Origin of the sequence: Mesorhizobium silamurunense (genome assembly GCF_014843905.1) — a bacterium.
GTDB lineage: Bacteria > Pseudomonadota > Alphaproteobacteria > Rhizobiales > Rhizobiaceae > Mesorhizobium > Mesorhizobium silamurunense.
In genome coordinates this window covers 1-358 of record NZ_LPVS01000155.1, presented here as the reverse complement: position 1 = coordinate 358, position 358 = coordinate 1, and the positions used below count along the sequence as shown (strand labels likewise).

Below are 358 nucleotides of genomic sequence, written 5' to 3'. Positions count from 1 at the left end.
GCCGCGGCGCAGACCCCCGCGACCGAGACGCCGGCCGCGCCGACCGAACCGCGCGTTCAGCCGGCTCCGAGCAGCGCCGGCGGCGAAGAGCCTTCCGCCATTGCGCTGACGCTGCCGCATGACCTGTCGCCCTGGGGCATGTTCATGAACGCCGACATCGTGGTGAAGGCGGTCATGGTCGGGCTTGCCTTCGCCTCGCTGGTCACCTGGACGATCTGGCTCGCCAAGTCGCTGGAAATCCTCGGCGGCAAGCTGAGAGCCCGCCGCGCGGCCGTTGCCATCGGCAATGCCGCGACGCTGATGCAGGCCGGCCGCGCGCTTGGCCATGGCGGCGGCCCGGGCGCGCTGCTGGTGCGCG

The 358-nt window shown here is 72.9% G+C and carries 1 protein-coding gene; it reads left to right on the top strand.

Annotated features, from left to right (window positions below; all coding sequences use genetic code 11):
* On the top strand, positions 1-358 hold a 358-nt coding region (locus tag AU465_RS32820), incomplete at both ends, for a MotA/TolQ/ExbB proton channel family protein (protein WP_512699445.1).